The sequence below is a fragment of the Adlercreutzia sp. ZJ473 genome (assembly GCF_013185065.1).
In the GTDB taxonomy this organism is placed as follows: domain Bacteria; phylum Actinomycetota; class Coriobacteriia; order Coriobacteriales; family Eggerthellaceae; genus CAAEEV01.
The window spans coordinates 1-25,989 of sequence record NZ_JAAVTO010000008.1 but is presented as its reverse complement, the minus strand read 5'-3'; the positions used below and the strand labels follow the sequence as shown (position 1 = coordinate 25,989).

The window sequence follows — 25,989 nt, the reverse complement described above, 5'->3', positions numbered from 1 at the left end:
CTCTTGCAAGGCCAGGGTCGCATCCCTATAATATTGCCTTGCGCCATGGTGGGTGTGGCCTAGTTGGCTAAGGCGCCAGATTGTGGCTCTGGAGATCGTGGGTTCGAGTCCCATCATCCACCCCAGCGCGCGAATTGCTTGAAAAAGGGTCTTGCGCAAACGCAGCGCTTGGCCTAAAATAGCAAAGCGCTTTGAGCGCGAACGACTTTTGCACCATTAGCTTAGTTGGTAGAGCAGGGGACTCTTAATCCCAAGGTCGAAGGTTCGAGTCCTTCATGGTGCACCACGAATTTCGGAAAGCCCCTCGACGAGGGGCTTTTTTGCTGCTCGGGGAGGGGGGCGCGGCGGGAGCTGCGGCGGGGTGCTTGGCGCGCGTCGCAGCCCGCGGCCCCGATTATGACTCCGATCACGTCCCCAGCGCCCCGATCACGCCCCCGACGCTCCGCATGTAACGCTTCGGTCACGCTTTTCTGAAGAACCCGTGCCTTCGGGCGCGTAGGGCGGGTGACGCTGAGCTTTTTCCTTACAATGAAGGCGAAACACGAAACAGAAACATACTGCCCGAAGGAGGTCCCTGCGTGGAAACGCTCACGCTCGGGCTGCTGCTGCTTGCCGCCGTCCTCGTATCGTCTGTCATCGACCAGATCGTTCCCAAGGTGTCGCTTCCGCTCATCCAGATCGCGCTCGGCGTGGTGGTTGCGCTGTTCGCCTCGGGGAGCATCCAGATCGCGCTCGACCCGGAGCTGTTCCTGGTGTTCTTCATCGCGCCCCTGCTCTACGACGAGGCGAAGCACGCCGACAAGGTGCTGCTGTGGCGCGACCGGAAGCCCATTTTGTCGCTGGCCATCGGGCTCGTGGTCGTCACCACGCTCATCATCGGCTTCGCGGTGAACGCCGTCATCCCCTCGATCGGCCTGGCCGCCGCCTTCGCGCTCGGCGCCGCGCTCGGCCCGACCGACGCTGTGGCCGTGTCGTCGCTCTCCAAGCAGATCGACATCCCCGAGCGCCAGAAGAGCATCCTCAAAGGAGAGCTGCTCCTGAACGACGCCTCGGGCATCGTGTCGTTCCAGTTCGCGCTCGCCGCGGCCATCACGGGCGCGTTCTCGCTCTTCGACGCCACCGCCGACTTCCTCGTCGAGTTCTTCGGCGGCTTGGTGGTGGGCGTCGTGCTCGGCGCGGTGGGCAACTTCATCGTGCGCAAGGTGCGCGACATCGGCGTGGAGAACACCACCTTCCACGTGCTGTTCGAGGTGTTCACGCCGTTCCTCGTGTACCTCATCTCGGGCGCGCTCCACGTGAGCGGGATCATCGCCGTGGTGGTGGCGGGCCTGGTGAACGTCATCTCGCCGCGCACGATCGGGCCGGCGGTGGCGCGCATGAACATCGTCTCGTCGAGCGTGTGGCGCGTGCTCACCTTCGCGCTCAACGGCGTCGTGTTCGTGCTCCTGGGCACGCAGCTGCCCAACGCCATGCGCCACACCTGGGACGACGTGTCCATCGGCAACGGCATGCTCGTCGGCTACGTGATCGGGCTCACGTTCGTCCTTCTGGCCGTGCGCTTCGCGTGGTGCCTGGCCATGGAGTACGCCTTCGTGCGGAGGGTGGGGAAGCGCTCCTTCACGCTCGCCGACGCGAAGACCTCGCTCATCACCACGCTGTGCGGCGCGAAGGGGACCATCACGCTGTCGATCCTGTTCACCATCCCGGTGTTCATCGCGCCCGGCGTCCGTTTCCCGCAGCGCGACCTCATCATCTTCCTGGCTTGCGGCGTCATCGTGTGCACGCTTCTGCTCGCCACGTTCGTGGTGCCGCTTCTGGCGCCGAGGCGCGACGCGAAGCAGGCCGAGCTTGACGCGAAGAAGCGCGAGGTGGAGTGCAACCTGGAGATCATGCGCAGCGTGATCGAGGAGCTCACCTCGCGGCAGACGCCGCAGAACCGCCTGGAGACGCAGGCGGTCATCCGCTCGTACAACGACCGGCTCGAGCGCATCAAGGAGATCAACGACATGGAGGACGAGCCGAACGTGAGGCTGCGCATCGAGGCGCTGCACTGGGAGCGCGAGCGCACGCTTGAGCTGATCGAGCAGAAGGGCGTGTCGGGCATGGTGGGGTACGCCTACCTCGCGCGCCTCGAGCAGGTCGAGCAGCTGCTCGAGCACCACGCGGGCCGCCTGTCGCCCAAGCACCTGTGGATCCGCGTGCGCGCCATCATGCGCCGCGGCCTGCACAGCATGCTGATCGAGCTGCCCACCAACTCCAACATGAGCCTGCGCGCCGAGGAGCAGCGCAAGCTGCAGGTTGAGACGGCGACGTACGCCATCGCGCGTTTGGAGGAGAAGGTGGCGTCGACCGAGGTGCCCACCGAGGACGCCACCGCGCTGCTGCTCGAGTACCAGGGCAACAAGCGCAAGCTCATGAGCGCCACGCCGAGCGTGTCGACGGTCATCAAGACGGTCAGCCGCACCGATGACATCCGCCGCTACGCCCTGCAGCTCGAGCTCGAGCAGATCCAGACGATGTACGAGGAGGAGCGCCTGAGCCGCGCCGCCGCCAAGCGCATGCGCGAGAACGTCCACCTCATGCAGCTGGACTTGGACAACCACGTGTAGGAGGGCGGTCGGCGGGCGGCGGTCGGCGGGTGCGGGGGCCGCACGTGGGCTGCGTGCAGGCTGCCGCCCGGCCCCGGGCGGTCGTGCGATTGGGCCGGCCCGCGCAGGTGCGTCGCTTGCGGCGGTCGGCCGCTGGTGCGCGTTACGCGCGGGCGCGCGCGAGCTCGATGGCCTCCTTGCCGCTGAGGTGCTCGATGACGAGGCGGATCATGCAGGTGCGGTCGAAGAGCTTGTCAGCCTCGGCTTGGCGGCCTTCCTCGTCGTCGGGCGTGTAGCGCGCCGCCAGCAGGTCGAGCGCGTGTCGCTTCTCCACGGGGTCTTCGATGATGTGCGCCCGCCCGAAGGCGATCACGCTGCGGAAGTACGTGGTGTACTCCTTAGCCACCACATCGTCCTGGTCGATCACGCAGAACGACGCCTTGTCGTTGTGTGTGATGGCGTCGATCTTGTGCCCGGCGAGCGCGCTGTGGAAGTAGAGGCTCTCGCCGTCGAACACGTAGCTGAGCGGCACCGTGTAGGGGTAGCCCTCGTCGCCGGCGAGCGCCAGGACCCCTGAGGTTCCCCGCGCGAGGATCGCCGCGCACTCCTCGTGCGACAGCATCTGCTTCTTGCGTCTCATCTCACGGAACATGGCTGGCGTCTCCTTTCCGGAAGGGCTTTGCGCGATTCGTCTGTCATGCGCCATTGTAGGGCAAGGGCCTCGCCCCTGTCCCCCTGAACCCTTCTTCGTCACGTGATCGGGAGACGCGGGGCGCTACAGGCAGAGCTCGCCGGCGAGGTCGGCGATCACCTTGCAGAAGAAGAGCGCCATCACCACGAGCATGATGGGCCGCGCGATGGCCGAGCCCTTGCCCGAGAACGCGCCCGCTCCCAGGTAGTTGCCCGCGATGTTGAACGCGCCCGCCGCGAGGCCTAGGGGCAGGACCACCACGCCGTTCACCAAGAACACCGCGAGTGCGGCGAGGTTGGTGGACAGGTTGATGGCCTTGGTGGTCCCCGCGGCGGTGCGCACGTCCTGGCGCGCGAGCGCCGTGAGCGCGAGCATGAGCAGCGTGCCCGTGCCCGGGCCGTAGAAGCCGTCGTAGAACCCCACGCCGAGCGCGATCGCCGCGGTGATGCAGAGCGCGCGGCGGCGCGGGATGGCGGTGCGCGCGAAGGAGTCGAGGTCCTTGGTGCGCAGGACGAACGCCGCCATGGCGGGCAGCGCCACGAGCATGACCACCTTGAGCGCCGTGTCGCTTGCGAGCAGCGCGGCGTTGCTGCCCGCATACGAGCCGGCAAGCGCGCACGGCACGGCGACCAGCACGAAGGCGCGCACCATGTAGCCGGCGCGCGCGTAGCGGATGGTCGCGATGAGCGTGCCGAGCGAGCTCGAGAGCTTGTTCGTGCCGAGGGAGGCGTGCATGGGCAGCCCCGCGAGCACGAACGCGGGAAGCGATATGAGTCCGCCGCCTCCGGCGATGGCGTCAACGAAGCCCGCCACGAACGCGAGCGGGCAGATGATCAGGTATTCCACAGCCTCGTCTTTCACGCGTGCCGCTCCCTTTTGCGCGCTTTGCGTCTGCCGCGCGATGAGTGGGCGACAGACAACGGCTCGCGTGCGCAAGGGAGCGGCTTCAGAAGTCACGAGGAACCATGATAGGCGAAAACCTCGCCCGCCGCGACTGCGTTTTGCCAGTGACGCAGGAGCTTGCAAATGCGCGACAGGCCAAGAGCCCTAGGCCTCAACGTCGGAGAACATGGTCAGCGGATCTTGACGCGTGTCTCCTAGGTAAAAGAAGATGATCTCCTTGGCTTTCTCGTCGATCATGTAGTAAAGCGCGTAGCGGGTCTTGCTGACGAGCATCTGCATGCACTCGATCGGAGGCAGGGCGGCATCGTAGGTTGGATTGTAGGGACGTCCGAGGTAGGGAAAATTCTCCAGCAGGTCTACGATGTGCTCTATGCGCGCATAGGCGTTGTCCGGAAGTGCAAGCAGGGCGTCATTGAACGACTTTGCGTAGACGGCGGAATAGGAGGGTCTTTCTTCGGCGTCGCTCATGCGGGCTTCGTTTTCAGGCTTGCGCGCATCTGCCGCGATTCGGCGCGCGTGACGGTTTGTCCGGTTTGGTACTCTGCGCATCCTTGGGCTATCCCTTGGTTGACCCAATGCTCGGCTTCGCGCACTCTGCGCTCGGCACTGCTTATGGCTGACAGCTCAAAGGGTATCTTCTGCTCCCTCACGACGGCTATGGCGAAGATTCCGAAGGCCGCGGAAGGGGTAAGCCCCATTTTCTTGCAGGTTGCAGAAAAGCTGTCTTTGAGCTCGTCCTCAATGCTTATGGTCATCGGCATGGGTTTATCTCCGCATCAATATAGAAAAACGTATTACATACGCATTTTATAATGAAAAACAAGTAGATTCAATTGCTTTTTCCGACGTTAGGCATGCTGGCATATGTCTTGATATGCGCTTGAAGGGGGAGTGTTGTTGCGGGGTGGCGGCGAACTTCGTTTGCCGTGATCGTGTTTTGTTGGCGGCACAGGTGATTCGTGCGTGGGCGCGTATGGTGGGTGCACCGAATGGGTTTCTCCCGAGGTATTTTTGGGGAGAGCGGGCGAATTATGACGATGCGTAGATGAGGGGCGCGTCGGCTCCACGGGGGGTTCGCGGCGCTAGAGGCAGGCGTACCCTCGGTTGAGGGTACGGTCGGCGTCGAAGTGGTGGGCCCGGCCGGATTCGAACCGACAACCAAAGGATTATGAGTCCCCTGCTCCACCGTTGAGCTACAGGCCCGCTTTCGCGTTGGCTATTTTAACCCATTTCAGCGTAAGCGCCATGTGATTCTCGGCACGCTCACATATCGCGTTGGCCAGAGGCGCAGCCGGGGGCGGTTGCATGCCGGGCGCAGCCAGAGGGCAGCCGCTGGGCGCAGCCGGGGACGATTGCTAGATGTAGCCGGGGAGATCGCCAAGGCGTAGTTTGGGGACGGCCGCAACCTCCTCGTCAGGCTTCGACCTTTTCCTTGCGGGGCCTTCCCGGCCTCGGCTGGTCGGCGAGGCGCGCTTCGACCGAGTGCTCGGTAACCCAGGTGCGTCCATCGAGTTCGAACGTCTCGAGCAGCCCTGCCGTGATCATTTGGCTCACGCGCCCGCGAGTCACTCTGAGCCTGCGCGCCGCCTCAGCCGCCGTCACGCGCATCACCGTCTCCTTGCCGGCGTTCACCGCCACTACGATGTTGCGCCCGCCGTGCCGCGGCTCGTTGTCGAAGGTCGCCTCGGGAAACGGCAGCCCGTGCATGGCGCGGTGCTCCATTTCGATCTGCAGCCAGTCTGCGGCCATCTCGCAGACCTCCTTGAAGTCGGCTCCTTGCGTGCCGCCTTCCATATCGTAGGGAGCCGCGATCAGAAGCCGCTCTCCCTCGAACACCTCGAACTCGTAAACGTGAAGCATGCTTGCTCCCATCCGAAGGGGCGGGCTACTTGAGCCCTGCCTGCTTCTTCATCAGCCTGAACGTGTCGTCGTCGATCTCGGTGTGTCGTCCAAGCGTTGTCCACCTTCCGTCAGGATGCACCAGCTTGTCGTGGTTGGTGCCGCCCTTGACGATGAAGCCCTGCGATTTGAAGAATTTCACCACGTCTTTCCTCTTTACCACTATGGCCTCCTGATGGTGGATATTATAAACTATTGTTTAGTAATAGGGAGAGACGTTCCCTCTTTCACGGCAGGTAGCTTGCGGATCGTAATCAGACATCTGTTCCCATAACGAGCTATTTCATAATAATACAAATGTTCTATTTAGTAAAGAAGAGCGTGAGAGTATCTTGCAACGATAGGGACGCAGGCTGCGAATGTGGAAGTAAAGGATGGCGGGATGGTGGGAGACAGTGGGAGACAATGGGAAGCGTCGGGAAGCGCCGATGCGCGAGGCAGCGCTTGATTTGAAACGCGATGCTCATCTGATTTAGAATGGCTTTGTCATGGGCGTTGCCGTCAATCCAGAGGAGCCGCACGTGGACCGTCAGAGGGAGATAACCTACATGCAGGTGCGCATGGCTCGCTGCGCCATGCGCACCTGGGATGCGACGCTCAGCCAGGTATCCCAGCGCTTCGCGAAGTACGACGTGACAGCCTACATTGAGCAGAACTATGACCTGCTGCACCTTGAGGGCGACGAAGCCGTGTTTGAGGACGTCGCCGCCTACGTCAACCGACGGGAGGCCGAGGAACATGCGCAAGCTCGCTGACGGCCTGTCGCTCTACCACGGCAGCTACACCGAAGTCTCTGATCCGGATCTCTCGAAATGCGCGCTGCACAAGGACTTCGGCCGAGGGTTCTACCTCACCACTTCGCTTCAGCAGGCCCGAAGTTTTGCCAGGCTATCCCTCAGAAAGGCCAAGGCGAACAAGATCGTGGCAGCTGGGGTGCCCTGCGGATATGTGTCGCGGTTTACGTTTCACGCGCCGGTGGAAGAGCTCAACGTGATGGCGTTCGATTCCGCTGATGCTGCCTGGCTTCACTGCGTTGTTGCCCACCGGAAGGACGGCGCGTTCCCCCTCGTTCTCGAGAAGTGCCTGCCCTGTGACGTCATCGTAGGCAAGGTAGCCAACGATCAGACGAACGCCACCATCGCTGCTTATATGGCCGATGTGTTCGGTCCGCTTGGCTCGAAGCAAGCTGACGAGATATGCATCGGGCTTCTGCTTCCCGAGAGGCTGTCTGACCAGTTCTGCTTCCGCAGCAGCAAATCCTTGAGTTGCCTGACCTTTGAGGGGAATGAGGAAACATGACGGCGAGCAGGCAGATGATCGAGAGCGCCATTGACCTCACGGCCGTCATGGCTGCTGAGCAGATTGCCGCGTATGAGCAAACAAGCACGGCGCAGGCGCTGCTAGGACTTCTCTCGTCGAACGTCGGTGCGCAGCTCTACGACGACTCGCTCAAGCTGTGGTGGGACGGCCCCTCCGCGATCGCCGAGGCGTATCAAGTTGAGCAGCGCAAAGCTTGCATTGAGCGGTGAGTTGTCTGATCAGAGAGTCGTTTGAGGTTCTCAGCGCAGTCACGGCCGCGGGCTCATCCTTGCAAGGCTTCTTTTCGCGGTCTTCCCGCGCTGCGTGGGTCGGCTTTCCTCTTCTTGATGGACTCGACGCTCACGTAAGTGCGTCTGCCGCTGCGATAGCCGTCAAGCAGCCCTGCGTCGATCATGTGGGTTACGCGCCCCGCTGAAACGCCTAGATCGCGGGCGGCTTGGGCGGCTGACACAACTTTGCCGCGTATGACATAGCTCTCGTCCGTTTCGAAGAACACGGCTATGACGATCTCCCCGTCATCGGCTTCGTGGCCGATGTGAGAGACGGGAACCTCGTCTCCATGCAGCAGCAGGGATGCTACGTAGGTCTTCATCGCATCGGCCATCATGCTCGCAGCTTCGTTTATCGTGTCACCTTCGCTCACGCATCCGGGAAGGTCAGGTGCGTCAGCCCAGTAGCCGCCTTCTTCTGCAGCGTGAAACACGGCATCATAGATGTACTTTCCCATGATGCTTCCTTTCGGGGGCACGCCTAAAGCCAGCCTGCGCTTTTAATCAAGATCCCAAGAGTGCGTATCGTTAAGGGCAAAGTGCAAGCTGCTAGAAAAGCTTAACTCAATAATAATACAGATGTTCTATTAAATAAAGAAGAATGTGGGAATATCTTGCAACGATAAGGGCGCGGATTGCGAATATAGGATTGCGAATATAGGAGTGAAAGGTGGTGAGGCGGTGGGAGGGAAGGCGACAGACGCGAAGGGCATCCGCGACGTGCAGGGCTTACGCAACGTGCACAACACGCAGCGCACGCAGGGCTCGTCTAGCGCGCATGATGCTCGCGACATGCGTGGGCTGAGCAGCGCGCGGGAGCGGAAGCTCATCCGCGACGTGCAGCGGCGGGGATCGCGCGAGGCGGCCGAGGAGCTTGTGCGCGCGTACTACGACGAGGTGTATGCGTTCGCGTTTCGTCAGTGTGGGCGTAAGGAAGATGCGCTTGACCTGACGCAGGGCATTTTCATGGCGGCGCTGCATTCCCTTCCGCGATTCGACCGCCGCCGCGCTTCGTTTCGCACGTGGCTCTACCGCATCGCCGCGCACAAGGTCATTGACGCGCGGCGGCGCGTGCGCGCCGACGTCGCCCCGCTCGGCGACGTTGACGTGTCTGACGGGCAGGACTTCGCGGCTCAGGCGTGCGATCGCATGCTGCTTGAGCAGATCGAGTCCTACGTCTGCGCGCTCGACGCTGAATCGCAGGCGGTGTATCGTCTGAGGCTGTATGCCGAGCATACGTTTCCCGAGATCGCTGAGGTGCTTGGGATGTCAGAGTCTGCCGTCAAGGCGCGGTACTACCGTTTGGCGGCTCGCTTGAGGAAGGAGTTCGGACCCCATGAATGATCCTGTGGTCAAAAGCGTGTGGGATGCGATAGGCGTGCCTGGCGCCGCGGATCTGCCCAGCGCTGCGGAGCGCGAGCGCAGCATCGCCGTCATCGTGGATGCTGCGCTGCCTGCGCGCATGGGCCTGCGCGCGCAGCTTGCAAGCCTCTTACATGAGGTGCCTGTTCACGAGCTTGTCTTCGGCGTGGAGGACTGCCTCTTTCTGGCTCTTGTCGCATCGGCGCTCGTGTTTGCGCCCGCCGTTCTCGCCGCCGCACAGCAGGGTGACCTGCTCGCTCCTCTGCTCTTCGCCTGCTCGCCTCTTCTGTACGCCTTGGCAAGCGTACTCGTTCGCTGGAAGGAGGCGATGCGCAAGGTGCTCGAGTGGCGGTTGACCTGCTGCGTTTCTCCGCAGGCATTCGATGCGCTGCGCATGCTGCTGTTTGGCGGCGCGTCGACGGCATCATCCGTGGTGCTTGCGCTTGCTCTGTGGAGTGCGACGGGACAGCAGGCGTCGCTCATCTGGCTTCTGGCGCTGGCGTGCTCGAGCCTGTTCGCGTACGCCGCCGCAGCGCTTGTGTGCGAGCGGTTTGCACGGGGGAGGTGGGCTTATCTTGTGCCGCCAGCCGCATGGGCGCTCGTGAGCACGGTGCTCGTGGCGTTTCCGCCGGCTTCGTCGGCGCTTGAGCAGGTGCCCCTCGCGGTGCTTGTGGCTGTGGCCGCAGGTGCGGCTTTTGTCTACGTTGGTGAGCTGCGGCGCTGCGTCCTGCGGCCGGTGGAGGGAGGCATGACGTGCTGCAAGTCGATCATGTGACGAAGCGTTTCGGGGAGGTGACGGTGCTCGAAGACGTCTCGCTTGCCTTTGAGCCAGGGGTGTACGGGCTTCTGGCGCCAAATGGCGCGGGCAAGACGACGCTCATGAAGATGCTGACCACCTTGATGGCTCCCACGGAAGGTCGCATCCTGTGGAACGGGGAGGACGTGCTTTGCCTGGGGGAGGGGTATCGCGCGTGCTTCGGCTATCTTCCGCAGGAGTTCGGCTTCTATCCCCGTTACACGCCGCGACGATTTCTGCGCTATGTCGCGACGTTGCAGCGCATGCCGCGCGCGCAGGCTGACGCGCACATCGACCGCCTGCTTGACGCGGTCGGTCTGTGGGGCGTGGCTGATCGGAAGATGTGTGAGTTCTCGGGTGGGATGCTGCGCCGTGTGGGTATTGTCCAGGCGCTTCTCTGCGACCCCCAGCTTCTCGTGCTTGACGAGCCCACGGCGGGCCTCGACCCGCGCGAGCGCGTGCGGTTCCGCAATCTTGTGCGCGCGGTTGCAGATGATCGCATCGTCATCATGTCCACGCACGTCGTGTCCGACGTGGAGGCCATCGCCGATGAGATCATCTTGCTGAAGGACGGTCGAGTGTTCGCCTGCGAGTCTCCGGCGAGCGTATGCGCGCGGGCGGCGGGCAGGGTGTTCGAGATGCCCCTGCCTGCGCCGCTCCCGTCTGCGTTGAGGCGGGTTCTGGGGCGGGCTTCGCCTGCGCCGCTCCCGTCGGGGTGGCGGGTCTTGAGCGAGCGCCAACGCGGCGGGCACGTCGTCACGCGCATCGCGTGTGACGAAGGCGGCGCAGACGCGGTGTGTCCGCCTGCCGGTGCCGTTCCCGTCGAGCCATGCTTGGAGGATGTGTTTCTGTATCTGTATGACGATAGCTCGGAGAAGGACTTCTCCTTCGCCTGGACGGGCTGAGAAGGGGGCGTGATGGCATGAGGCTGTTTCTCTGCGAGATGCGCAAGATATGGCGTCCGGGTTTGGTCGTGGTCATCGCGGCGCTTGGCTTGGCATACTGGGTGACGGTCGCGAGCTTTGATCTGCGCCACCTGAACAACGGCCCTTATTTCCAGGCTGATGCTGCGTTGGCCGAAGGCTGGCTCAAGGAGTTCGGTCCCACCATGGAGCCCGAGGAGCGCGCGCAGCTCGACGTGCGGCTGGCAAGGGAGATCGCTGCGTTCGACGATCAGGTGGCCGACTTGCCAGAGGCGGTTGAAGCGGACATTGGTAGCTACGCAGCGTATCGGGCCGCTCTGTCGGAGCGGCCGTCCGAGGGGGATTTCCCGCGTGACGCGGACCTTGCCAAGGTGTTGGCTTCGGAGACGAGCTATCCGACGATTCAGCAGCTTGAGTTGTTCATGGAATCCTATGACATGACGGAGGAGGCTGCTGCTGCGCGTGCTGCCGAGGCGTCGGACGTCGCCGATGCGCCATGGAGCGGCGGCCTCGTTGGGCCGCGAGCGGCTGCCGTCGACCAACGCATGCTCGCGGCGTACGAAGGAGGCGAGCGCGGGTTCCTGCCGCACGGCATGCTCGAGCGCGTCATGAGCTACGCGGGGCATCTGGCGTCGTGGACGGTGCTGAGCGTGATTCTGCTGCTCATACCCGTGATGACGCGTGATCGGCTGCACGGCATGCGCGTCATCCAGCGAACGTCGCGCGCGGGGTGCGAAAGCGTGCGCACGCAGATTGCGGCAGGCATGTCGTCAGCAGCGCTGCTCGCCTTGGCGAACGTGGCGGCGTGGGGCATCCCGCTTGCGCTCAGTGGCACGCTGGCGTTTGCGAGCTGTCCGCTTCTCAACTACGCGAACCACTTCTACGTGCCGTGGCTGAGCGTGACATACGGGCAGTACTTGCTGGCTCTCGCGGTGCTGACGGTGGCTTGGGGGCTCGTTGCCGCTGCGGGCGCGCTCTTCCTCTCGCAGCTCAGCGACAACTACGTGTCCGCGCTGCTGAAGGCGTTGCCGCTGTTCGCCGTGCTCGGGATGGTGCTTGCGCCGTGGGCGACGGAAGAGGCGCTCATGATCCGGGATGTGGCTCCCGGCTCGTCGGTGCTCATGCCCTGCGGCATGGAGGTAGCTGTTCTGGTCGTGCTTCTCGCCATCGGGGCGGTTCTGCTTGTGCGCCTCGCGAGAAGCTGGGAAGCACCAACGCGCGAGGGACGCTGAAGGCGAGGACGAGTGCTTTGGGAACGCCAGACGCCTGTCGGCTTGAGCCCTTGTTGCTTGAGGCGTCCCGCACCATAGCGCCCAGCCGCTCACCGCGTTCGGTCACCTTTGTAGATCGCGCCCAGCGCCATGCCCCACAGGGGGCCGAAGGCGAATCCGATGGCATGGTCTTCCCACAAGCCGCAGTAATTCAGCGCCACGCCCAGCAACAGGCCAAAACACGCCCCCATGGCCACATTCACGCCGCTAACCCGGCTGCGACGCTCTTTCGTGCTGCAGCTTGCCGCCAAAACCGCCAGCGCGATCCCCGTCAACACCAGCGGAAGGGCGGCGGAAAGGAACTCGCCCACGTTTTCCACCTTCCTGTTTCTGCAATATACTTCTCGCTCATTTCCCCTGCTCCTTGGCCGCTTCGGCGAAACGGGTCGCGAACGTGCGGATGCGCTCTGTGATCTCGGGCTCCTTTTCCGGGTAGCGGTCGCACTCCATGATGAGCGCCGACACGGGCGCGGTGTACGCGAGGGCAAGGAGCTGCGGGTCGCAGCGCTTCAGCAGGCCCTTGTCCATCATACCCGCAAACACGTGCGTGAAGATGCGCTCAAGCCTTTTCAGGAAGTGCTCGGAGGCGAGTGCCCTCGCACGTTCGTCACGGTGCTGCTCGGTAAGGAGGAGCCTGCGCGTGAGCACGATCCTCTCGTCGTGGATGGTGAAGCCGACCATCTTCATCGACATCTCGACGAGCTCGTCGCACGAGCTTGGAACGGGAGGCAGGTTGTCTTTGGAGCCGAAGCTCTTGGAGTAGTGGGCTTCGAGCGCGTCGAGCATGGAGGCCCAGATGTCCTCCTTGCTGGCGTAATGCTTGTAGAGGGCCGATTTGCCCAACCCGAGCGCCTGCGCGAGCTCGCGCATGTTCGTGCCCTCGTAGCCGCGTTGCGCGAACATGACGAGCGCTGCGTCGAGTATCCGTTGCTTCGTGTCTCTGGCCACTGCTTTCCTCGCAAATCTGGTTGTGCGTACGACCGCTTTTTATGTATAGTGAACGAGCGGTCACTTTTTGCTCTGCCAACTGTATCAGATCGTGGGCTGGATTGGCGGCATGAGCGAAGAGAAACCGGAAAAGCGTCCCCTTCGCCGGACCTTGCCGGCTTGCTGACTTGCCAGGCTTTCCGTGGTCAGTGCACCTCACGACTGTTTTACAATGGGCAGGGTAATGGCGTCTCCATTGTAGTGCTTTCGGGTCAAGCCCTGACGTGACGAGGTCACGTCGTTTCGCTTGTGCTCGTCTCGTGCAGCATCTATAATTCATGCAAAATGGATGTTAAACGGAGGTAAAAAGCATGCCTGCATTGCAAGTGAAGGATTTCCCTGACGATCTCTATGAGGAATTGCGCGAGTGCGCAGCCAAGGAGTGTCGAAGCGTTTCCCAGCAGACCATCTACGGCCTCAGGGAATTCCTCCGCATGCACAAGGCTCAACAGGCTGTGAAGGATGCGCTCTGGGCGGCTCCCTATGGTGCCGACCTTCTCAGCGAGGACGAGGATCGCGAGCGCCGGAAGCGCGCAAAGCGAAGGCGGGCTCTCAACGACCGAATTGACGAACTTGGGCCAGCCGATATTCCAGCCAGTTTTCCCGATGCTGCAGAGCTCATTCGCTTAATGCGTGAAGAGCGTGCCGATCGAATCCTGGAAGCCGTTGGGGATTTGGATGCGATTCGGAAAACGGAGGCCCAACGTGATCGTGCTTGATGCCAGCGCTGCTGTCGAAATAGCAAACAGCACGCCAAAAGGCGAAGCGCTTCGTGCCCTGCTCGAAGAAGGGGAGCAGCTGATAAGCTGCGACTTGCTTCGCGTCGAAGTGCGCAATTCATTTTGGAAGTACGTCACTGCTCAAATGATGTCTGAGGAATGCGCGCAAAAGCGAGCAGCTATCGCCATCGGCTATGTTGATACCTATGTCCCCATTGAGGAACTCGGCGACGAGGCGCTCCTTGAGGCGATAAGACGCAAGCACCCCGTATACGACATGCTCTATTTTTGCCTGGCTCGTCGTAAGGGTGCGACCCTGATGACGCTCGATAAAAAACTCGCAAAACTCTGCCAAGATGCCGGCGTGAATTACCTGGAAGAAGTGGAGCTTTGCGGATAATCCTTTGAGAGCAATTCATCCCTTTCTAACCCTTGGCTTTAAAATCAAAGAAAAAGACCAGGGCGAATAACGCTCTGACCCGCTAATTGCCCATCGGCGTCCTCGTCCATCCCCTGGACGGGAACCCAAATGCCGCATTCGTAATCCGGAGACTGAGGGTTGCCGGCAGGGTAGACCTCGAGGGTAGCCGTTCCGTTCGCGCGATGCTTCTGGCCGTCGTTCGGGAACCATTCCCGCCATACTGCAGTGTTCAGGGTCTGCAGCGAGCCGGGCATCGGCCCCTTTGCGGTAAAAACGGCCCAGTCGCTTGCGGGGAAGGAATACAGCTCTAATCCTTGCGGCACATCACCGCCCTGATACATTCCCGCAATCCAATACTCGAATCCGTTTTCGGATTCTGCGCAGATGGCAAACATGCCGATCCCGTTCTCCAGGATCGCCTTTTCAACTTCCGTCTCAGGCTTCATGGTCTGCCAAAGCCTTGCGTATTTTGCAGCGTACTCCTTGTCCCAGAACTCAGGACACTTCTGGTAGCCTTCCTCCGGGCGAATCTCCGTATGGTATCCGATGAAGGTCATTGACGGCTTCGTTTCGTAATTCACATCCATAGTGCGAATTCCTTCCTCTTTGCTCGGCGAGAACCCTACCGCATTTTTCGATGGCGATTCTTGCTCCATGACGAGCGCCGCGTCGAGTATCCGTTGCTTCGTGTCTCTGGCCGCTGCTTTCCTCGCAAATCTGGGTGTACGTACGGCCGCTTTTCATGTATAGTGAACGAGCGGTCACTTTTTGCTCTGCCAACTGTATCAGATCGTGGGCTGGATTGGCGGCATGATCGGAGAGAAACCGGAAAAAGCATTCCCTTCGCCGGACCTTGCCGGCCTGCCGGTCTGCCGCCTGTTGGCTTTGCAAGTGGGTCAACGGGGGGCTGAGAGCGAACGAAAAGACGAACGGGGGCAGGCGCCAGCATGGAACCTTCGAAGCAAGCTGCGCTAACGGCGAACCTCACGGCCGGCGGGCACGCGCTGCCCGCCGATTGGCTCGGACGCGTCGCGCTCATCTGGAGCGGATACGCCGTCTCGATGTTCGCGGGCAACGCCGCCAGCTATGCCGGCATCTGGTACGCGACCGAGACGACGGGCTCTCCTTTGAGCCTCGCGTTCCTCTACGTGCTGGCGTTTCTGCCCATGGGCCTGCTCTCGCCGTTCGGGGGCGTCGTGGCCGACAAGCTCAACCGCAAGGCCATCATCGTGGCCTGTGACACGCTCATGGCGCTGACCAGCCTGGCGCTAGCAGCCTGGACCTTCATCGCCGGCCCGAGCTTCGCCGCGGTCGCGCTGTACTGCGCCGCGTTCGGCTTCGTGTCGGGGTTCCGCACGCCGGCTTACAACGCGACCATGCCCCTGCTCGTGCCCGAACGCCACCTCGTGCGCATCAACAGCATGGACACGCTGCTCGGCAGCATCTCGATGATCGCGGGCCCGGCGCTCGGCATCCTGCTGTACACGAGCCTCGGCCTTCAATACGTGCTCCTCCTCGGCGGCTTCGGCGCTGCGGCCGCCGGCGTCACGATGCTGCTTGCGGTGATTCCGCGCGACCACGGGACACGTGAGCAGGCGGGGGCGTGGGCGAGCCTCAGGGAAGGCGCAGCCACCCTGGCGGGCCAGCGCGGCTTGCTCGTGCTGACCATCGGCGTGTCGCTCGGCATGCTGGCGTACGGGCCGATCGATTCGCTGATGCCCCTCATGGTGTACGGCCATTTCAAGGGAGACGGGTTTGCAGCGTCGCTCATCGCCGCGGTCATGGGCGTGGGCCTGCTCGTCGGCTCGGTGGTCCTCATGGCCGTGAACCCGCGCAGGAAGCTCGCGCGCGTAATCGTCGTAGCCGCGTTCGTGGTCGGGGCGGGCGCTGTGACGGCGGGCCTCATTCCCGAGGGCGGCTACTGGGCGTTCGTGGCGTGCATCGGCGTGCTGGCCATCGCTTGCGCGTGGTTCAACGCGCCCCTCATGACGCTTCTGCAGAAGAACATCCCCGACGAGAAGCTCGGCCGCGTGATGGGGCTCTTCACGGCCATGAACGGCCTGGCCATCCCCGCAGGCACGGCGCTCGGAGGCGTTGTCGCCGAAGTCACCGGCACGCCGCTTTTCTTCCAGATCGACGGCGCCTTCATTCTTCTGCTGGCTGTTACGCTTGGCCTTGCTAAGAGCGTACGGGAGCTCGATGCCGCTTCTTCCGACCATCCGGCGGTTGAGCAGACGCCGTAGGCTCGTAGACGTTCCCCGAGTGCGGAGTGCACCAGTCAAGCTTCGCAGGCGCTTTTCCTTTTCGACAGCTTGCGCAAGCATTCAAAATGTAATTTCGTGTACAAGCTGAGTGTATGGTTACTTACAAGCAGGCAAGGAGGTCCGAATATGAATGCGAGGGCGAACAGGGGCGTCAAGAAGTTGTTCATGGCCCTGTTTTGGATAGCTGTCATTGCGGCTCCCGCTATTGCCTCCCTTGTCGCCATCGCGCAGTTCCCGCCGGGCATCGAAATACCGATGCATTGGAACGCGCAAGGTCAGGTTGACCGCTTCGGTTCGCCGTGGGAGATGCTCCCTCTCTCCTTCATCATGCTGGGCTGCAACCTGCTGTTCATGCTTTTTTACGCATTCAGCGACAAGCTCTTCGACCTCGGTCTTGTTCACGGAGTTAGCCGAAAGACAATTCGCCCCTTCCTTTGCGGCATGGCAGTGTTCATGGTGCTCCTTTGGATGGGAATACTCATCTTCTGGCTCAGCCAAATTAACTAGGCCGCTCTTTTGAAACATAGCCTGATCTCTGCGTTGAGGGGTGAAGCGCGTAGAAAACGAAACGGGCCGGAATGTCCGGCCCGTGCTGTTTATGGTGGTCGCTACAGGATTTGAACCTGTGACCCCCGCCGTGTGAAGGCGATGCTCTCCCGCTGAGCCAAGCGACCGAATATGCTGCCGTATCTCAACGGCGTTTGATTATGATAACGGCACTTCACCTCGAGCGCAAGCCCCTTTCTCCACTTTCTCGCGATTTTTTACCCAAGGCGCGTCGGGACAAGGCGCGTCGGCGCGGCGAGCGCGCGGCGATGCTATACTATTTCGCCGGGTTTGAACTCATGCGCGCGCGGCTGCCAGACGTCGCGTGCGTTGGCGAAAGAGAGAGACAGACATGGCATCCGACATGACATCCGACACCTTCCTGGCCTCCAAGAAGATCAGCGACGAGATCAAGGCCGACCTGGCCGTGCATCCCGAGAAGTACACCATGCTCACGGGCGACCGCCCCACGGGGCGCCTGCACATGGGCCACTACTTCGGCACCATCCGCGAGCGCGTGCGCCTGCAAGACGCCGGCATCACCACGCGCATCATCGTCGCCGACTACCAGGTGATCACCGACCGCGACACCACCGAGCACATCGCCGACAACGTGCACAACATGGTGATCGACTATCTGGCCTGCGGCATTGACCCGGAGAAGACCATCATCTTCACGCACTCGGCCATCCCGGCCTTGAACCAGCTCATGCTGCCGTTCCTGTCGCTCGTCACCGAAGCCGAGCTGCAGCGCAACCCCACCGTGAAGGCCGAGCAGGAGGCGAGCGGGCATGCGCTCACGGGGCTTCTTCTCACTTATCCCGTGCACCAGGCGTGCGACATCCTGTTCTGCAAGGGCAACATCGTGCCGGTCGGCAAGGACCAGCTGCCCCACATCGAGCAGACGCGCCAGATCGCGCGCCGCTTCAACGAGCGCTACGGTCGCGTGTTCCCCGAGCCGCACGGCCTTCTGACCGACGCCGTGGAGATCCCCGGGCTCGACGGCCGCAAGATGTCGAAGAGCTACGGCAACTCCATCGCGCTGTCGGCCACGGCTGAGGAGACCGCCAAGCTCATCAAGAAGTCCAAGACCGACTCCGAGCGCTTCATCACGTTCGACAAGGAGAATCGCCCCGGCGTGTCGGCCCTGCTCACCACGGCGGCGCTGTGCACCGGCCGCACCGAGGCGGAGATCGCCGAGGGGATCGGCAACGACGGCTCGGGCGCGCTCAAGAAGTACGTGACCGAGGCCGTGAACGCCTACCTGGCCCCCATTCGCGAGCGCCGCGAGGAACTCGCCGTGCGGCCTGAGTTCATCCGCGAGGTGCTCGCCGAGGGCAACCGCCGCGCCAACGAGCTGGCGAACGCCACCCTCGACGAGGTGCGCGAAGCCATGGGCATGGTGTACTAGGGCCAGCTCGAGGGCGGGCTCGCCCGCGCGGTGGCGTGAAAAAGCAACGTCTCTCGATTGCGATATTTGTACTCGTGCGTATCGAGTTTGCAGATACGATCTCGCAATCTGCTAGACGTCATGGGCCTCGTGCCATCGCCCGGGAGCTGCGGTTTTAACCCAGTAATGCTGTGATGACACAAGGCATCGGGCATTTCATGCTCTTGTGAAATTCGAGACCGTGAAAGAAGCGAAGCGAAAACCGATCAAGCTGTATAGGCCATTTGGATTAGGAGGACATGATGGCTGTATACCAAGACAAAGCTAAAGAGCGTATAAAGAAGGGTCTCAGGCGCATGTCGGGTATAGTTGAGCGCGGGATTCGCGACGAGTATAAAGAGGCGGACACTCGTAAGATCGTCTCGGATATGCTCTGCGAACAGCTTGGCTGGGATAAGTTCGAGAATGTTACGGCTGAGCAGATGATCGGCTCGAGATATGCTGACTATGTGGTCAAGACGGATCAAGAGGCGGTGTTCGTTGTTGAGGTAAAGCAAATCGGACTCAAACTCAAAGAGACGCATTTGAATCAAGCGCGCCAGTATGCTGTCGATGAGGGCATAGATTGGATCATACTGACCAATGGCGATGAATGGCAAGCATACAGAACGTCTCTTGAGGGGAAAATACCCGTTACCAAGCACGTGTTCACGGTCAGAATATCCGACAAGAATATGAAGCCTGCGGAGAAAGTCGATCTCCTGTACCTATTCTCCGAAGAGGCCAATAGAAAACATGAGATAGAAGACTACTATCAGCGCCGAATAGCCCTTTCGGGCGAGAATCTTGCCGATCATATTCTGAGCGATGACGTAATAAACAAGCTGCGTATCTCGTTAAAAAACGGAACTGGCCAAAAGCTCTCCAATTCGGAAATTGCTCAGGCGCTGATCGACAGGCTTTTCAGGCCGGAGAAGACGACCGACGATCATCGAAGGGCAATACGTAAAATGCAGAGGTCAGAGCGTCAAAAGTCAAAGATTAAGACGGATGGAGAAAGCTCGAAAAGCTAAGCGTTGAAGCACATCACGAGAACGCAGCACATCATAAAGGAGGGAGAAGGGGATGGCAAACGAGCTGGCAAGGTTTGCGGAGTGGACGTTTATGGGCGAGGTGAGTCCGTCGCGCGCGCAGGACTTGCTCGTTGAAGGCGAGCAGGCGGTTGCGGCATTTGAGACGATTCGAGACATAGCTGTTTTCACCACCAAACGCCTCATCGTGCGCGACGCGCAGGGTCTCACGGGCAAGAAGGTCGAGACGTACTCGCTGCCGTGGAGGTCGGTGGATATGTGGAGCGTTGAGAACGCAGGGCATCTCGACCTCAGCGCGGAAGTTGAGCTGTGGACGCGCGCGGGCCACGTGAAGATCAATCTCAAACGCGGAGCGGATGTCAACAAAATAAGCCGCATGATAGCGGAAGCCGTTCTGTAGGACGGCTGTAAAAGCTAAAGCGCCAGAGTAGGTAACTCACGTACCTTTCCGGCGCTTTATGCGAATTATCATACGATGCGAGTCTACTTTATGTCAATGATTTCGCCCTGCTTGTTAACGTAGAGCAGTTTTGCGATGTGGGGTATCGCATGCGCTTGCTTCCGTACTTCGCGTTCTATTGCATGGTCGGGCAGTTTCCTCATGCGGCGACAGTCGAATACGATGTTTCCTGACTGCCATCGGGCACGCTTTAGATTTCGCTCGACGGTCTTGAGGTTGTCTGCGGTCGGGGATTTGAACTCCCAGCGGATTCCGTTGATCAGGGTGTCAGCAGTTTTCTCGTAATCGACTTCGCTTTTCTTGACGAACATAACGGTATAGCCTGCCGCGGCTAATGCTTCGGCGGTTCTCAGCTCGTGCTCCCAGACGTTGGTGCCGGGCTCGATGACTATCTTTCCCCTCGGCTTGATCATGCTGGTGATTATACCGCCGCAAGTGAGAGACGGTGAGCGCGGGGCGCGTTTGGTCGCAAGCAAATGCTCCTTGCCCCGGCTTGCTCGTTCTCATGAGCTTGCGATGGGCTTCTTTGAACCAGCGGCCGGCGTCTGCGAGGTCGGCTTCCGCCCAGCCTGACGTCGCCTGCACGCCGGGCGCGATGAGAGCGGACGTCTCGTTCTTGTTCGAGAGGCTCCACGCGACGAAGCTCACGTTTCGGCTGTTCAGCAGGTTGAGCCACGCTGCAGCCGAGTTGCCGTCGATATGCCCGCTGCCCGAGGCGTCGGTGATGCCGCACTCGCTCACGAACGCGGGCACGCCGGCGTCGACGAGGGCGAGGAGCGCCGCTCGGTCGCCGTCCGTGCAATACCCGCCACTCTCGGCCGTGTGCATCGCCAGGCACACGACGTTGGCGCCCCAGTCTTCGCGCAGCGTGGCGAACGCATCGGCGTTCACGTACTGCGGGAACCACGCCAACCCGTGCGCGCCCGCCCGCGCGCTCTTTGCGCGGGCGGGCGCCTTCTCTTCTCGACGCCTTATGGTAAAGCATCGTAGCGCGTTTGCGCACGTCGAAGAGGAAGGGGGAGGTGGGCCTTGCCCTCACGGTCTGCTTCGCATTCGCCGAAAAACCCTTATAATCAACCTTTACGACGAAAATCAGCCTGGCGTGCCGGCATGCTGCCGCGTCGCCTGGCCAGCCAACGAACCAACCAAGCAGAGGCAGCTCCATGATCCTGCAGACCGAACATATCTCGAAGTCCTACGGCGGACGCCAGCTGTTCCGCGACGTCACCTTCCGCCTGGAGGAGTACGACCGCCTGGCGCTCGTGGGCCCCAACGGCGCGGGCAAGACCACGATGCTCAACATCATCTCGGGCGAGGACGAGCCCGACGAGGGCCGCATCCTCTTCGCGAAGGGCGCGCGCGTGGGCTACCTCGAGCAGGAGGCCATCGAGATGGGCGTGCAGCCCATCTTCGACGAGGTCATGTCCTCGCAGGTGGAGGTGCTCGAGGCCGAGCGCCGCCTGCACAAGCTGGAGTCCGAGCTCGGCGAGAGCCCCACGCCCCAGCAGCTCGCGGCGGCGGGCCGCGCCCGCGACGCGTTCGAGATGCTCGGCGGCTACGTCATCGAGGCGAAGGTGCGCGGCGTGCTGTTCGGCCTGGGCTTCAAGGAAGAGGACATGACGCGCCTGACCAGCGAGTTCTCCGGCGGTTGGCAGATGCGCATCGCGTTGGCGAAGCTGCTCATCCGCAACCCCGAGGTGCTGCTGCTCGACGAGCCCACCAACCACCTCGACCTGGAGTCGGTGAAGTGGCTCGAGGGCTTCCTGCGCTCGTACGCGGGCACGGTCATCGTGGTCAGCCACGACCGCGCGTTCATGGACAACATGGTGGACCGCGTGGCCGAGATCGACAACGGCGAGGTCATCCTCTACAAGGGCAACTACTCGGCCTACCTGCGCGCCCGCGCCGAGCGCATCGAGCGGCTGCGCGCCGAGAAGGCCAAGCAGGACGAGGAGATCGCGCACCTCGAGGCGTTCGTCGAGAAGTTCCGCTACAAGGCCACCAAGGCCAAGCAGGCGCAGGACCGCGAGAAGAAGCTCCTCAAGATCAAGGAGAACCGCATCGTCATCCCCGAGGAGAAGAAGACGGTGCGCTTCAACTTCCAGCAGCCGCCGCGCACCGGCGACATGGTGGTGCGCGCGCAGGGCCTGCGCAAGCACTACGGCGAGAAGAAGGTCTACGACGGCGCCGACTTCACGATGTACCGCGGCGACAAGGTGGCGCTCGTGGGCCCCAACGGCGCGGGCAAGTCCACGCTGCTCAAGATGATCGCGGGCGTGCTCGCGCCCGACGCGGGCAGCATCGAGTACGGCGTGCACGTGTCGCACACCTACTACGCGCAGCACCAGCTCGAGGAGCTGCACGCGGGCAACACCGTGTTCGAGGAGCTCGACCGCGTGGCGCCGGGCTGGTCGATCAGCCAGGTGCGCACGCTTCTGGGCGCGTTTCTGTTCGTGGGCGATGACGTGGAGAAGAAGGTGGGCGTGCTCTCGGGCGGCGAGAAGAGCCGCCTGGCGCTGGCGAAGATGCTCGTGGCGCCCAAGCCGCTGCTCTGCCTCGACGAGCCCACCAACCACCTCGACATATCGAGCGCCGACATCCTCGAGCAGGCGCTGCTGCACTTCGAGGGCACGATCCTGTTCATCACGCACGACCGCCACCTCATTCGCAGCGTGGCGAACCGCATCGTGGAGGTGACGCCGGGCAAGATCACCGACTACGACGGCGACTACGACTACTACCTGTACAAGTCGGGGCAGCTCGACAACCCCGACCCGGCTGACCGCTCGCTGGTGGACGAGGTGTTCGAGGGCGAGGGCACGGCGAAGGGGGGCGCCGCGCGCGGCGACGCGGCCGGCAGGGCCGCGGGCGCGAAGGGGAGCGCGAAGGCTGTGACGGGCGCGAAGGGGGGCGCGGCCGGCAAGGCGAGCTCGGCGGGCGCGGGCTCCGCTGGCAAGGCGGGCTCGGCCGGCTCGGGCGCGGGTGCGCAGGCGAGCGCTCCCAAAGCCGTCGACGCCTCGCTCACGGCCCCGAAGACGAGCGCGCCGAAGTCCAAGGAGCAGAAGCGCCGCGAGGCCGAGGCGCGCAACCGTGCCTACGCCGCGCTCAAGCACCACCGCCGCCGCATCGCCGAGCTCGACGCGCAGCTCGAGCGCGACAACGCGCGCATGGCCGAGCTGCTCGAGCTCATGGCCGACCCCGACTTCTACATCAACGAGAGCGCCTCGTCCGACGCCGTCGCCGAGCACGGCAAGCTCAAGGTGCGCATCGCCGAGGCCGAGGAGGAGTGGTTCATGCTCAACGAGGAGCTCGAAGAGGAGATGGCTCGCCAGGCGGAGCGGGCCTGATGCTGAACGTCGTCTTGGTCGAGCCCGAGATCCCGCAGAACGCGGGCAACGTCGCGCGCACCTGCGCGTGCGCGGGCGCGCGGCTGCACCTCGTGGAGCCCATGGGCTTCCACGCCACCGAGCGCAACCTCAAGCGCGCGGGCTGCAACTACTGGAACGACGTGGACATCGAGCGCTGGCCCTGCGCCGAGGCGTTCTTCGAGGCACACGAACGTGACGAGCTGCACCTGTTCACGGGCGCGGCGACGCGCGGCTATGCCGAGGCGAGCTTCGGGCCTGACGCCTACCTGGTGTTCGGGCGCGAGAGCCGCGGGCTCGACCCCGCGCTCATCGAGCGCTTCGCCGAGCGCTGCGTGCGCATCCCCATGCGCGCGGGCCTCGACTCGCTCAACGTGTCGAACGCCGCCGCCATCGCGGTCTTCGAGGCCCTGCGCCAGCAGGGCTTCCCCGGGCTTGTGTGATTTTCGCCCATGCGCGCCCGCGCGCGTTCCCGCATCCGCGCGCATCGACTAGACTTATGCCCCATGGATACCAACTACCTCATCTACATCATCTGCTCCATCTTGAGCTTCGCGCCGGCGATTGTGCTGCACGAGGTGGCGCACGGCTTCGCGGCCTACAAGCTCGGCGACCCCACGGCCAAGCGCGCCGGGCGCCTCTCGCTCAACCCCGCGAAGCACGTCGACCCGTTCGGCACGGTGCTTCTGCCGCTCATGCTCATGGTGCTCAACTGGCCCATCTTCGGCTACGCGAAGCCGGTGCCGTACAACCCCACGTACTTCAAGGACCCGCGCAAGGGTGACTTCATCGTGGGCCTCGCGGGCCCGTGCGCGAACCTCGTGATGGCGGGCGCGGCGGCGCTTGTGGCCCACGCGCTCTTCGGCGTGGCGCCGAGCCTTCTGGAAAACGAGGCGTTCCAGTACTTCTACCTGATGTTTTTGCCCATGTTCGCGCTGATCAACCTGTACCTCATGTTCTTCAACCTGCTGCCCATCCCGCCGCTTGACGGCTCGTCGATCTTCGCGCTCGCCATCCCGCGCCAGTATCTGCCGAAGTACTACGAGATCCAGCGCTACGCGTTCCCGATCTTCATGATCGCCGTCGTGGTGGTCCCGTACGTGTTCAACTTCAACCCGTTCTCCTGGTATTTGGACCTCACGGCGTGCAACCTGGCGAACCTGATGTTCCCGTTCCGCGTGGCCTAGGGGGGGCTTGGGGGCCGCATGTCGTACAAGGTGCGCATTGACAGCTTCGAGGGGCCGTTTGACCTGCTGCTCTACCTCGTGAGCCGCCAGAAGGTGGACATCGGGGCGATCTCGATCACCGAGATCGCCGACCAGTACCTCGAGGAGGTGTCCCACATGGACAGCCTCGACCTGGACGTGGCGAGCGACTTCCTGCTGGTGGCTTCTACCTTGCTCGAGATCAAGGCGCAGAGCCTCATCCCGCGCGACCGCACCGAGCTCGACGACGAGCTGGCGGAGCTCGCGCCCTCCGAGGCGCGCGACCTGCTCGTCGAGCGGCTGGTGGAGTACAAGAAGTACAAGAACGCGGCGAGCGAGCTGCACGCGCGCTTCGTCGCCGAGGGCCGCATGCACGTGCGCCCCTTCGGGCCCGACGCGAGCTTTCTGGGGCTCATGCCCGACTTCCTGGCCGGCGTGAGCATCGACGCGCTCGGGCTTCTGGCCGCGCGCGCCATGGCGCGCCGCGAGGTGTTCCTGCTGGAGAGCGAGCACATCGCCGCGAAGCCCATCCCGGTCGAGGTGCACGTGCGCGCCATCCACCAGCGCATCGTGAACCGCAAGCACCTGCGCTTCTCGGACCTGGTGAGCGCCGAGACGCCGCCCGAGGTGGTGGTCGTCACGTTTCTGGCGATCCTCGAGCTGTACAAGCGCTCCATGGTGCGGCTTGAGCAGCCCGAGACGTTCGGCGACATCGCAATCGACTACATCGAGGGCTCGGGCGAGCTGAGCCTGGTGGGCGAGGACGCGCTCACGTCGGTGGGAGAGGAGTAGCCCCCATGTTCCAAGGACTTCAAGCTGACCAGGTCAGAGGCGCGGTCGAGGCCATGCTCTTCGTCACCGACGAGCCGGTGGGCACCATCACGCTGGCCGAGATGCTCGAGTGCGACGTCGCGCTGGTGGAGGACGCGCTCGTGAGCCTGCGCGACGCGCTCGAGTTCGAGAACCGCGGCATCCAGCTGCGCGAGGTGGCGGGCGGCTGGCGGCTGTTCACGCACCCGGCCTACCACGAGCTGGTCGAGAAGTACGTGCTGTCGTGGGACACGCGCAAGCTGTCGGCGGCGGCCATGGAGACGCTCGCCATCGTGGCCTACACGCAGCCGGTCACGCGCGCGGGCGTGGCGAGCGTGCGCGGCGTGAACTCCGACAGCTCCATCAACTCGCTGGTGGAGAAGGGGCTTCTGCGCGAGGTGGGCACGGCCGACACGCCGGGCAACCCCGTGCTCTACGGCACCACGCGCGGCTTTCTGGAGAAGTTCGGCCTGCGCTCCGTGGCCGACCTGCCGGATCTGGCCGACTTCGCGCCCGACGAGGAGACGCGGCGGCTGATCATGCAGCGCCTGAGCGCCACGCGCGACGACGTGGCGGTGTCCGACGCGCAGGCGCGCGCCATGGCCGAGGCGCTCGTGTACGGCGAGGTGGCGGGCGGCGCGGGCGTGGGCGCGCTTGCGGGCACGGGCGGTGCGAGCGCGCCGGGGGCTGCGGGCGGCGAAGGCGCTGC

The 25,989-nt window shown here is 62.8% G+C and carries 31 protein-coding genes, 4 tRNA genes and 1 pseudogene; 22 read left to right on the top strand and 14 right to left on the bottom strand.

The window, feature by feature from the left end:
• The first annotated feature begins 48 nt into the window (after window positions 1-48).
• The 3 genes from HRL41_RS02730 to HRL41_RS02720 all read left to right on the top strand — a co-directional run bounded on the left by HRL41_RS02730 (window position 49) and on the right by HRL41_RS02720 (window position 2,609).
• Window positions 49-125: transfer RNA gene (locus HRL41_RS02730), tRNA-His, on the top strand.
• An 85-nt stretch (window positions 126-210) separates the two neighbouring features.
• Window positions 211-286, top strand: a tRNA-Lys gene (locus HRL41_RS02725).
• A 292-nt stretch (window positions 287-578) separates the two neighbouring features.
• Window positions 579-2,609 (top strand): cation:proton antiporter, encoded by a 2,031-nt coding sequence (locus tag HRL41_RS02720; RefSeq protein ID WP_172135435.1) that lies wholly within the window; start codon window positions 579-581, stop codon window positions 2,607-2,609.
• A gap of 142 nt (window positions 2,610-2,751) precedes the next feature.
• On the opposite strand, the gene HRL41_RS02715 is transcribed toward HRL41_RS02720, so the two are convergent.
• From HRL41_RS02715 to HRL41_RS12075, 7 genes are all read right to left on the bottom strand, one after another.
• On the bottom strand, window positions 2,752-3,240 hold the full coding sequence (locus tag HRL41_RS02715) for a pyridoxamine 5'-phosphate oxidase family protein (RefSeq protein WP_172135434.1): 489 nt from the start codon (window positions 3,238-3,240) through the stop codon (window positions 2,752-2,754).
• Window positions 3,241-3,363: 123 nt separating this feature from the next.
• Window positions 3,364-4,140, bottom strand: coding sequence for a sulfite exporter TauE/SafE family protein (locus HRL41_RS02710; RefSeq protein WP_371808787.1), 777 nt, complete (start codon window positions 4,138-4,140; stop codon window positions 3,364-3,366).
• 186 nt (window positions 4,141-4,326) lie between these two features.
• The gene (locus HRL41_RS02705; protein ID WP_172135433.1) at window positions 4,327-4,650 is read right to left on the bottom strand and encodes a hypothetical protein; all 324 of its coding nucleotides are present in this window, start codon (window positions 4,648-4,650) and stop codon (window positions 4,327-4,329) included.
• The gene (locus HRL41_RS02700; protein ID WP_172135432.1) at window positions 4,647-4,943 is read right to left on the bottom strand and encodes a type II toxin-antitoxin system RelB/DinJ family antitoxin; all 297 of its coding nucleotides are present in this window, start codon (window positions 4,941-4,943) and stop codon (window positions 4,647-4,649) included. Before HRL41_RS02700 ends, HRL41_RS02705 begins: the two co-directional genes overlap by 4 nt.
• A 367-nt stretch (window positions 4,944-5,310) precedes the next feature.
• Window positions 5,311-5,385, bottom strand: a tRNA-Ile gene (locus tag HRL41_RS02695).
• Window positions 5,386-5,595: 210 nt separating this feature from the next.
• Entirely contained in the window at window positions 5,596-6,042 is a 447-nt protein-coding gene (locus HRL41_RS02690) for a DNA-binding protein (RefSeq protein ID WP_172135431.1), read from the bottom strand.
• Between the two features lie 25 nt (window positions 6,043-6,067).
• Window positions 6,068-6,223 (bottom strand): type II toxin-antitoxin system HicA family toxin, encoded by a 156-nt coding sequence (locus tag HRL41_RS12075; protein WP_371808786.1) that lies wholly within the window; start codon window positions 6,221-6,223, stop codon window positions 6,068-6,070.
• Window positions 6,224-6,602: 379 nt separating this feature from the next.
• Here HRL41_RS12075 and HRL41_RS02680 point away from each other — a divergent pair, with 379 nt between their 5' ends.
• From HRL41_RS02680 to HRL41_RS02670, 3 genes are read left to right on the top strand one after another with little or no spacing between them, the layout of a single operon-like run.
• Window positions 6,603-6,836: a DUF3791 domain-containing protein gene (locus HRL41_RS02680; RefSeq protein ID WP_172135429.1), complete on the top strand. Its 234-nt coding sequence runs from the start codon at window positions 6,603-6,605 to the stop codon at window positions 6,834-6,836.
• Window positions 6,820-7,380, top strand: a complete 561-nt coding sequence (locus HRL41_RS02675) for a DUF3990 domain-containing protein (protein ID WP_172135428.1) — start codon at window positions 6,820-6,822, stop codon at window positions 7,378-7,380. The genes HRL41_RS02680 and HRL41_RS02675 overlap by 17 nt, the downstream gene beginning before the upstream one ends.
• Complete coding sequence (locus tag HRL41_RS02670; RefSeq protein WP_172135427.1) at window positions 7,377-7,610, top strand: hypothetical protein; 234 nt, start codon at window positions 7,377-7,379, stop codon at window positions 7,608-7,610. Before HRL41_RS02675 ends, HRL41_RS02670 begins: the two co-directional genes overlap by 4 nt.
• 53 nt (window positions 7,611-7,663) lie before the next feature.
• Here the strand turns inward: HRL41_RS02670 and HRL41_RS02665 are convergent, their stop codons facing one another.
• Window positions 7,664-8,128 (bottom strand): type II toxin-antitoxin system HicB family antitoxin, encoded by a 465-nt coding sequence (locus tag HRL41_RS02665; RefSeq protein ID WP_172135426.1) that lies wholly within the window; start codon window positions 8,126-8,128, stop codon window positions 7,664-7,666.
• Between the two features lie 223 nt (window positions 8,129-8,351).
• Here HRL41_RS02665 and HRL41_RS02660 point away from each other — a divergent pair, with 223 nt between their 5' ends.
• The 4 genes from HRL41_RS02660 to HRL41_RS02645 all read left to right on the top strand — a co-directional run bounded on the left by HRL41_RS02660 (window position 8,352) and on the right by HRL41_RS02645 (window position 11,983).
• Window positions 8,352-9,014, top strand: a complete 663-nt coding sequence (locus HRL41_RS02660; RefSeq protein ID WP_216662473.1) for a sigma-70 family RNA polymerase sigma factor — start codon at window positions 8,352-8,354, stop codon at window positions 9,012-9,014.
• On the top strand, window positions 9,007-9,807 hold the full coding sequence (locus HRL41_RS02655) for a hypothetical protein (RefSeq protein WP_172135425.1): 801 nt from the start codon (window positions 9,007-9,009) through the stop codon (window positions 9,805-9,807). Before HRL41_RS02660 ends, HRL41_RS02655 begins: the two co-directional genes overlap by 8 nt.
• The gene (locus HRL41_RS02650; RefSeq protein ID WP_172135424.1) at window positions 9,786-10,733 is read left to right on the top strand and encodes an ABC transporter ATP-binding protein; all 948 of its coding nucleotides are present in this window, start codon (window positions 9,786-9,788) and stop codon (window positions 10,731-10,733) included. Before HRL41_RS02655 ends, HRL41_RS02650 begins: the two co-directional genes overlap by 22 nt.
• Window positions 10,734-10,795: 62 nt before the next feature.
• Window positions 10,796-11,983 carry a hypothetical protein gene (locus tag HRL41_RS02645; protein WP_172135423.1) on the top strand — a complete coding sequence of 396 codons (1,188 nt, stop codon included), beginning with the start codon at window positions 10,796-10,798 and terminating at the stop codon, window positions 11,981-11,983.
• Between the two features lie 89 nt (window positions 11,984-12,072).
• On the opposite strand, the gene HRL41_RS02640 is transcribed toward HRL41_RS02645, so the two are convergent.
• Together HRL41_RS02640 and HRL41_RS02635 are read right to left on the bottom strand one after the other, a co-directional pair.
• Window positions 12,073-12,333, bottom strand: a complete 261-nt coding sequence (locus HRL41_RS02640; RefSeq protein WP_172135422.1) for a hypothetical protein — start codon at window positions 12,331-12,333, stop codon at window positions 12,073-12,075.
• 37 nt (window positions 12,334-12,370) lie between these two features.
• A complete protein-coding gene (locus HRL41_RS02635) occupies window positions 12,371-12,970 on the bottom strand; it encodes a TetR/AcrR family transcriptional regulator (RefSeq protein WP_172135421.1) in 600 nt (199 codons plus the stop codon).
• Window positions 12,971-13,320: 350 nt separating this feature from the next.
• Between HRL41_RS02635 and HRL41_RS02630 the strand changes: the two genes are divergently transcribed.
• Window positions 13,321-13,728 carry an argininosuccinate lyase gene (locus HRL41_RS02630; protein WP_172135420.1) on the top strand — a complete coding sequence of 136 codons (408 nt, stop codon included), beginning with the start codon at window positions 13,321-13,323 and terminating at the stop codon, window positions 13,726-13,728.
• Window positions 13,715-14,128 carry a type II toxin-antitoxin system VapC family toxin gene (locus tag HRL41_RS02625; protein WP_371808785.1) on the top strand — a complete coding sequence of 138 codons (414 nt, stop codon included), beginning with the start codon at window positions 13,715-13,717 and terminating at the stop codon, window positions 14,126-14,128. Before HRL41_RS02630 ends, HRL41_RS02625 begins: the two co-directional genes overlap by 14 nt.
• Before the next feature lie 44 nt (window positions 14,129-14,172).
• Here the strand turns inward: HRL41_RS02625 and HRL41_RS02620 are convergent, their stop codons facing one another.
• A complete protein-coding gene (locus HRL41_RS02620) occupies window positions 14,173-14,736 on the bottom strand; it encodes a GyrI-like domain-containing protein (RefSeq protein ID WP_172135418.1) in 564 nt (187 codons plus the stop codon).
• A gap of 360 nt (window positions 14,737-15,096) precedes the next feature.
• Here HRL41_RS02620 and HRL41_RS02615 point away from each other — a divergent pair, with 360 nt between their 5' ends.
• The gene (locus HRL41_RS02615; protein WP_172135417.1) at window positions 15,097-16,392 is read left to right on the top strand and encodes an MFS transporter; all 1,296 of its coding nucleotides are present in this window, start codon (window positions 15,097-15,099) and stop codon (window positions 16,390-16,392) included.
• A 186-nt stretch (window positions 16,393-16,578) separates the two neighbouring features.
• Window positions 16,579-16,920, top strand: coding sequence for a DUF1648 domain-containing protein (locus HRL41_RS02610; RefSeq protein ID WP_172135416.1), 342 nt, complete (start codon window positions 16,579-16,581; stop codon window positions 16,918-16,920).
• Window positions 16,921-17,012: 92 nt separating this feature from the next.
• Here HRL41_RS02610 and HRL41_RS02605 read toward each other — a convergent pair.
• A tRNA-Val gene (locus HRL41_RS02605) sits at window positions 17,013-17,087 on the bottom strand.
• Window positions 17,088-17,323: 236 nt separating this feature from the next.
• Here HRL41_RS02605 and trpS point away from each other — a divergent pair.
• From trpS to HRL41_RS02590, 3 genes are all read left to right on the top strand, one after another.
• Window positions 17,324-18,370, top strand: a complete 1,047-nt coding sequence (trpS, locus tag HRL41_RS02600; protein WP_172135461.1) for a tryptophan--tRNA ligase — start codon at window positions 17,324-17,326, stop codon at window positions 18,368-18,370.
• 281 nt (window positions 18,371-18,651) lie between these two features.
• Window positions 18,652-19,422, top strand: a complete 771-nt coding sequence (locus HRL41_RS02595; protein WP_172135415.1) for a DpnII family type II restriction endonuclease — start codon at window positions 18,652-18,654, stop codon at window positions 19,420-19,422.
• A 52-nt stretch (window positions 19,423-19,474) separates the two neighbouring features.
• Window positions 19,475-19,840 (top strand): PH domain-containing protein, encoded by a 366-nt coding sequence (locus HRL41_RS02590; protein WP_172135414.1) that lies wholly within the window; start codon window positions 19,475-19,477, stop codon window positions 19,838-19,840.
• A gap of 83 nt (window positions 19,841-19,923) precedes the next feature.
• On the opposite strand, the gene HRL41_RS12070 is transcribed toward HRL41_RS02590, so the two are convergent.
• Both HRL41_RS12070 and HRL41_RS12405 read right to left on the bottom strand, forming a co-directional pair.
• Window positions 19,924-20,376 (bottom strand): hypothetical protein, encoded by a 453-nt coding sequence (locus tag HRL41_RS12070; protein WP_253904659.1) that lies wholly within the window; start codon window positions 20,374-20,376, stop codon window positions 19,924-19,926.
• A gap of 148 nt (window positions 20,377-20,524) precedes the next feature.
• Window positions 20,525-20,728 (bottom strand): annotated as a pseudogene (locus tag HRL41_RS12405) (cellulase family glycosylhydrolase); the annotation flags it as partial.
• 335 nt (window positions 20,729-21,063) lie between these two features.
• Between HRL41_RS12405 and abc-f the strand changes: the two are divergent.
• The 5 genes from abc-f to scpB all read left to right on the top strand — a co-directional run.
• Window positions 21,064-23,247, top strand: coding sequence for a ribosomal protection-like ABC-F family protein (gene abc-f, locus HRL41_RS02575; protein WP_172135412.1), 2,184 nt, complete (start codon window positions 21,064-21,066; stop codon window positions 23,245-23,247).
• A complete protein-coding gene (locus HRL41_RS02570; RefSeq protein WP_172135411.1) occupies window positions 23,247-23,708 on the top strand; it encodes a tRNA (cytidine(34)-2'-O)-methyltransferase in 462 nt (153 codons plus the stop codon). Before abc-f ends, HRL41_RS02570 begins: the two co-directional genes overlap by 1 nt.
• A gap of 63 nt (window positions 23,709-23,771) precedes the next feature.
• On the top strand, window positions 23,772-24,452 hold the full coding sequence (locus HRL41_RS02565) for a site-2 protease family protein (RefSeq protein WP_172135410.1): 681 nt from the start codon (window positions 23,772-23,774) through the stop codon (window positions 24,450-24,452).
• Between the two features lie 18 nt (window positions 24,453-24,470).
• Complete coding sequence (locus tag HRL41_RS02560) at window positions 24,471-25,262, top strand: ScpA family protein (protein WP_172135409.1); 792 nt, start codon at window positions 24,471-24,473, stop codon at window positions 25,260-25,262.
• A 5-nt stretch (window positions 25,263-25,267) separates the two neighbouring features.
• On the top strand, window positions 25,268-25,989 hold a 722-nt coding region (gene scpB / locus HRL41_RS02555), incomplete at its 3' end, for an SMC-Scp complex subunit ScpB (RefSeq protein WP_172135408.1).